Origin of the sequence: Winogradskyella tangerina (assembly GCF_003260205.1) — a bacterium.
GTDB classification, from domain to species: Bacteria; Bacteroidota; Bacteroidia; order Flavobacteriales; family Flavobacteriaceae; genus Winogradskyella; species Winogradskyella tangerina.
In genome coordinates, this window is the sequence record NZ_QERF01000014.1 from 1 (window position 1) to 5618 (window position 5618).

Consider the following 5618-nt stretch of genomic DNA (forward strand, 5'->3'; position numbering starts at 1 on the left):
AAAATCTTGAAGGCTTAAAAAAGGCGGCGACCTACTCTTCCACGATTGTAGTACCATCGGCGCAAACGGGCTTAACTTCTCTGTTCGGAATGGTAAGAGGTGAGCCCCGTCGCTATAACCACCTTAATCTTTGAGTTAGCAGTCTCGGTAATCAGTTGGCAGTAAATTGTCTTTACTGTAAACTGTGACCGGACACTGTTAACTGCGCTTGCGCGCTAATATTTTGACATATTGAAAAAATTACATGATTTGTTTGATATAAAAAGACTGGCGCCCCTCGTTACCCGTTTGAGTAAGTGTCCTCCCCCAAATTGGGAGAGTTAGAGGGGGCTTCTATCAATAAGCCTATGGGTTATTAGTACTACTCGGCTATGACATTGCTGCCTTTACACCTGTAGCCTATCAACGTGGTCATCTTCCACGACCCTTTAAAGAAATCTCATCTTGTGGTGGGTTTCGCGCTTATATGCTTTCAGCGCTTATCCCTTCCCAACGTAGCTACCCTGCAATGCCCTTGGCAGAACAACAGGTACACCAGAGGTTAGTCCAACTCGGTCCTCTCGTACTAGAGTCAGATCCACTCAAATTTCTAACGCCCACAGTAGATAGAGACCGAACTGTCTCACGACGTTCTGAACCCAGCTCGCGTGCCACTTTAATGGGCGAACAGCCCAACCCTTGGGACCTTCTCCAGCCCCAGGATGTGACGAGCCGACATCGAGGTGCCAAACCCCCCCGTCGATGTGAGCTCTTGGGGGAGATCAGCCTGTTATCCCCGGAGTACCTTTTATCCTTTGAGCGATGGCCCTTCCATGCGGAACCACCGGATCACTATGCTCTACTTTCGTACCTGATCGACCTGTATGTCTCTCAGTCAAGCTCCCTTATGCCATTGCACTCTACGCACGGTTACCAAGCGTGCTGAGGGAACCTTTAGAAGCCTCCGTTACTCTTTTGGAGGCGACCACCCCAGTCAAACTACCCACCAAGCACTGTCCCTGATTAGAGGTTAGACTCTAGATAAGCAAAGGGTGGTATTTCAACAATGACTCCACAACGCCTGGCGACGCCATTTCATAGTCTCCCACCTATCCTACACATTACTTATCCAAAGCCAATACTAAGCTATAGTAAAGGTTCACGGGGTCTTTTCGTCCCACTGCGGGTAAACGGCATCTTCACCGTTACTACAATTTCACCGAGCTCATGGCTGAGACAGTGTCCAGATCGTTACACCATTCGTGCAGGTCGGAACTTACCCGACAAGGAATTTCGCTACCTTAGGACCGTTATAGTTACGGCCGCCGTTTACTGGGGCTTCATTTCAGATCTTCGCCGAAGCTAAACCCTCCACTTAACCTTCCAGCACCGGGCAGGTGTCAGGCCCTATACGTCATCTTTCGATTTAGCAGAGCCCTGTGTTTTTGATAAACAGTCGCCTGGACCTTTTCACTGCGGCCCTGATGTCGCCATCAGGGCGACGCTTCTCCCGAAGTTACGCGTCTATTTTGCCTAGTTCCTTAGCCATGAATCTCTCGAGCACCTTAGAATTCTCATCCCAACTACCTGTGTCGGTTTACGGTACGGGCTGCTTCACTCGCTTTTCTTGGAACCCCCTTCGCTGCATTATCACCTTGGCCGTAGCCTCAGTGTACTATCGCTTGCGCTTCAACGTACTATTCCGTCAGTACGCAGCAACCACGGGGATCCGTCACTTTTAGTGTGAGCAGGTACGGGAATATTAACCCGTTGTCCATCCACTACCCCTTTCGGGTTCGCGTTAGGTCCCGACTAACCCTCAGCTGATTAGCATAGCTGAGGAAACCTTAGTCTTTCGGTGTGCGGGTTTCTCGCCCGCATTATCGTTACTTATGCCTACATTTTCTTTTGTAGCTAGTCCAGAAAAGCTCACGCTCTTCCTTCAACCCCACTACAATGCTCCCCTACCACTTTCGTCCATAGCTTCGGTAGTATGTTTATGCCCGATTATTATCCATGCCGAACCGCTCGACTAGTGAGCTGTTACGCACTCTTTAAATGAATGGCTGCTTCCAAGCCAACATCCTAGCTGTCTAAGCAGTTCAACCTCGTTTATTCAACTTAACATACATTTGGGGACCTTAGCTGATGGTCTGGGTTCTTTCCCTCTCGGACATGGACCTTAGCACCCATGCCCTCACTGCTGATCATCATTTTATAGCATTCGGAGTTTGTCAGGAATTGGTAGGCGGTGAAGCCCCCGCATCCAATCAGTAGCTCTACCTCTATAAAACTAAATCAACGCTGCACCTAAATGCATTTCGGGGAGTACGAGCTATTTCCGAGTTTGATTGGCCTTTCACCCCTACCCACAGGTCATCCGAAGACTTTTCAACGTCAACCGGTTCGGGCCTCCACTGTGTGTTACCACAGCTTCACCCTGCCCATGGGTAGATCACACGGTTTCGCGTCTACCACTGCTAACTAAACGCCCTATTCAGACTCGCTTTCGCTACGGATCCGCACCTGAAGTGCTTAACCTTGCTAGCAACGGTAACTCGTAGGCTCATTATGCAAAAGGCACGCCGTCACCCTTACGGGCTCCGACCGCTTGTAAGCGTATGGTTTCAGGTTCTATTTCACTCCCTTATTCAGGGTTCTTTTCACCTTTCCCTCACGGTACTAGTTCACTATCGGTCTCTCAGGAGTATTTAGCCTTATCGGATGGTCCCGACTAATTCACACAGGGTTACACGTGCCCCGCGCTACTCAGGATACTGCTATGATTAATGGTCTTTACTTATACGGGACTATCACCCTCTTTGGTCGCTCTTTCCAAAGCGTTCTAATTCATTACACAATCAATGTCGCAGTCCTACAACCCCAATGTTGCCGTAACAACACTGGTTTGGGCTATTCCGCGTTCGCTCGCCACTACTAGCGGAATCACTTTTGTTTTCTTCTCCTCCGGGTACTTAGATGTTTCAGTTCTCCGGGTTCGCCTCCTTGCGGATACTATGTCTTCAACATAGTGGGTTGCCCCATTCGGATATCTGCGGATCAATTCGTATGTGCCGATCCCCGCAGCTTTTCGCAGCTTATCACGTCCTTCTTCGCCTCTGAGAGCCTAGGCATTCCCCATACGCTCTTGTTTAGCTTATTGTACTTTTTGTCTTTTTAATGAGTTATAATTGCTCGTTACAATTACTTTGTTTTATTAAATATTATCTATCTAATTTTCATGTATCTTTTTTCAATATGTCAATGAACGTTTATTCAGTTCGCAGTACTCAGTGTCAGTTGGCAGTAAAACTGCTTTCTGTAAACTGGGACTGTTTACTGATTTTTGTGGAGAATACCGGAGTCGAACCGGTGACCTCCTGCGTGCAAGGCAGGCGCTCTAGCCAGCTGAGCTAATTCCCCATGTACTAGTCGTTAGTAATGAGTAGTTAGTAGTTAGTACATAACTACATACCCAACTTCCAGAATTTCCTTTCTCAGTCTTTAATGAACGTTCTCAATACTAATTACTCAGTATTAAGTACTCGCAGCTTTTGCTGCATTGTAGTCTCAGGCAGACTCGAACTGCCGACCTCTACATTATCAGTGTAGCGCTCTAACCAGCTGAGCTATGAGACTATTTATAGTACGCAGTGTTCAGTCGTCAGTTGGCAGTAATTTGCTTACTGTGACTGAGTACTGGCTACTGCCTACTCTTATTTTATTTAAATTAACAGCAAAAGAACAAACCAATAATGGTGCTTCAATTTTCTACCTTAGTCGTCTTTCTCTAGAAAGGAGGTGTTCCAGCCGCACCTTCCGGTACGGCTACCTTGTTACGACTTAGCCCTAGTTACCGATTTTACCCTAGGCCGCTCCTTGCGGTGACGGACTTCAGGCACTCCCAGCTTCCATGGCTTGACGGGCGGTGTGTACAAGGCCCGGGAACGTATTCACCGGATCATGGCTGATATCCGATTACTAGCGATTCCAGCTTCACGGAGTCGAGTTGCAGACTCCGATCCGAACTGAGATATAGTTTGTAGATTCGCTCCTTCTCACGAAGTGGCTGCTCATTGTCTATACCATTGTAGCACGTGTGTAGCCCAGGACGTAAGGGCCGTGATGATTTGACGTCATCCCCACCTTCCTCGCGGTTTGCACCGGCAGTCTTGCTAGAGTTCCCATCTTTACATGCTGGCAACTAACAACAGGGGTTGCGCTCGTTATAGGACTTAACCTGACACCTCACGGCACGAGCTGACGACAACCATGCAGCACCTTGTAAGTAGTCCGAAGAAATAGCTATCTCTAGCTAATGCAACTTACATTTAAGCCCTGGTAAGGTTCCTCGCGTATCATCGAATTAAACCACATGCTCCACCGCTTGTGCGGGCCCCCGTCAATTCCTTTGAGTTTCATTCTTGCGAACGTACTCCCCAGGTGGGTCACTTATCACTTTCGCTTAGCCACTCAGACCGAAGTCCGAACAGCTAGTGACCATCGTTTACGGCGTGGACTACCGGGGTATCTAATCCCGTTCGCTCCCCACGCTTTCGTCCATCAGTGTCAATATATTGTTAGTGATCTGCCTTCGCAATCGGTATTCTATGTAATATCTATGCATTTCACCGCTACACTACATATTCTAACCACTTCACAATAATTCAAGACTAGCAGTATCAAAGGCAGTTCTACAGTTGAGCTGCAGGATTTCACCTCTGACTGACTAATCCACCTACGGACCCTTTAAACCCAATGATTCCGGATAACGCTTGCATCCTCCGTATTACCGCGGCTGCTGGCACGGAGTTAGCCGATGCTTATTCTTACGGTACCGTCAGCCCCCTACACGTAGGGGGGTTTCTTCCCGTACAAAAGCAGTTTACAACCCATAGGGCAGTCTTCCTGCACGCGGCATGGCTGGATCAGTCTTTCGACCATTGTCCAATATTCCTCACTGCTGCCTCCCGTAGGAGTCTGGTCCGTGTCTCAGTACCAGTGTGGGGGATCCCCCTCTCAGGGCCCCTATCTATCGTCGCCTAGGTGTGCCGTTACCACACCTACTAGCTAATAGAACGCATACTCATCTCTTACCGCCGTAACTTTAATTATTAATCGATGCCAATTAATAATACTATGGGGTATTATTCTTCGTTTCCAAAGGCTATCCCCCTGTAAAAGGTAGATTGTATACGCGTTACGCACCCGTGCGCCACTCGTCATCAGAAAAGCAAGCTTCTCTATGTTACCGTTCGACTTGCATGTGTTAGGCCTGCCGCTAGCGTTCATCCTGAGCCAGGATCAAACTCTTCATCGTTAAATCTTTAATATATTTAACAACTAATTCAGAATCTAAAAAGTACTCATGATGGTTCGTTCTCTTACTAGGCTATAACCGTTTCCAATTATAACCTTACGCTGTCAATTCAATATGTTAATGAACTTATTTTTTCTTATCCCTAAATACCCTTCGGCATTTAAGCGGGTGCAAATATAAAACCCTTTTTTTATTCCCACAACATCTTTAAAAATTATTTTTTAATTTTTTTTCTCCTCCTAATCATCACCCCATGAGAACTCCCCAAAACAACATATCACTACCCGTTTTGAGCGCGCAAATATATAACCCTTTACCA

General features: G+C 47.3%; 2 tRNA genes and 3 rRNA genes. All 5 read right to left on the minus strand.

Annotated elements, in window-relative coordinates:
* Nucleotides 1-18: 18 nt before the first annotated feature.
* A 5S ribosomal RNA gene (gene rrf, locus DDY94_RS16015) occupies nt 19-126 on the minus strand.
* 209 nt (nt 127-335) lie between these two features.
* Nucleotides 336-3142 (minus strand): 23S ribosomal RNA (locus DDY94_RS16020).
* A 186-nt stretch (nt 3143-3328) separates the two neighbouring features.
* Nucleotides 3329-3402 (minus strand) — tRNA-Ala (locus tag DDY94_RS16025).
* A gap of 142 nt (nt 3403-3544) precedes the next feature.
* A tRNA-Ile gene (locus DDY94_RS16030) sits at nt 3545-3618 on the minus strand.
* 155 nt (nt 3619-3773) lie between these two features.
* A 16S ribosomal RNA gene (locus tag DDY94_RS16035) occupies nt 3774-5299 on the minus strand.
* Together the 16S, 23S and 5S rRNA genes with 2 tRNA genes alongside form the textbook arrangement of a ribosomal RNA operon.
* Between the last annotated feature and the right edge of the window lie 319 nt (nt 5300-5618).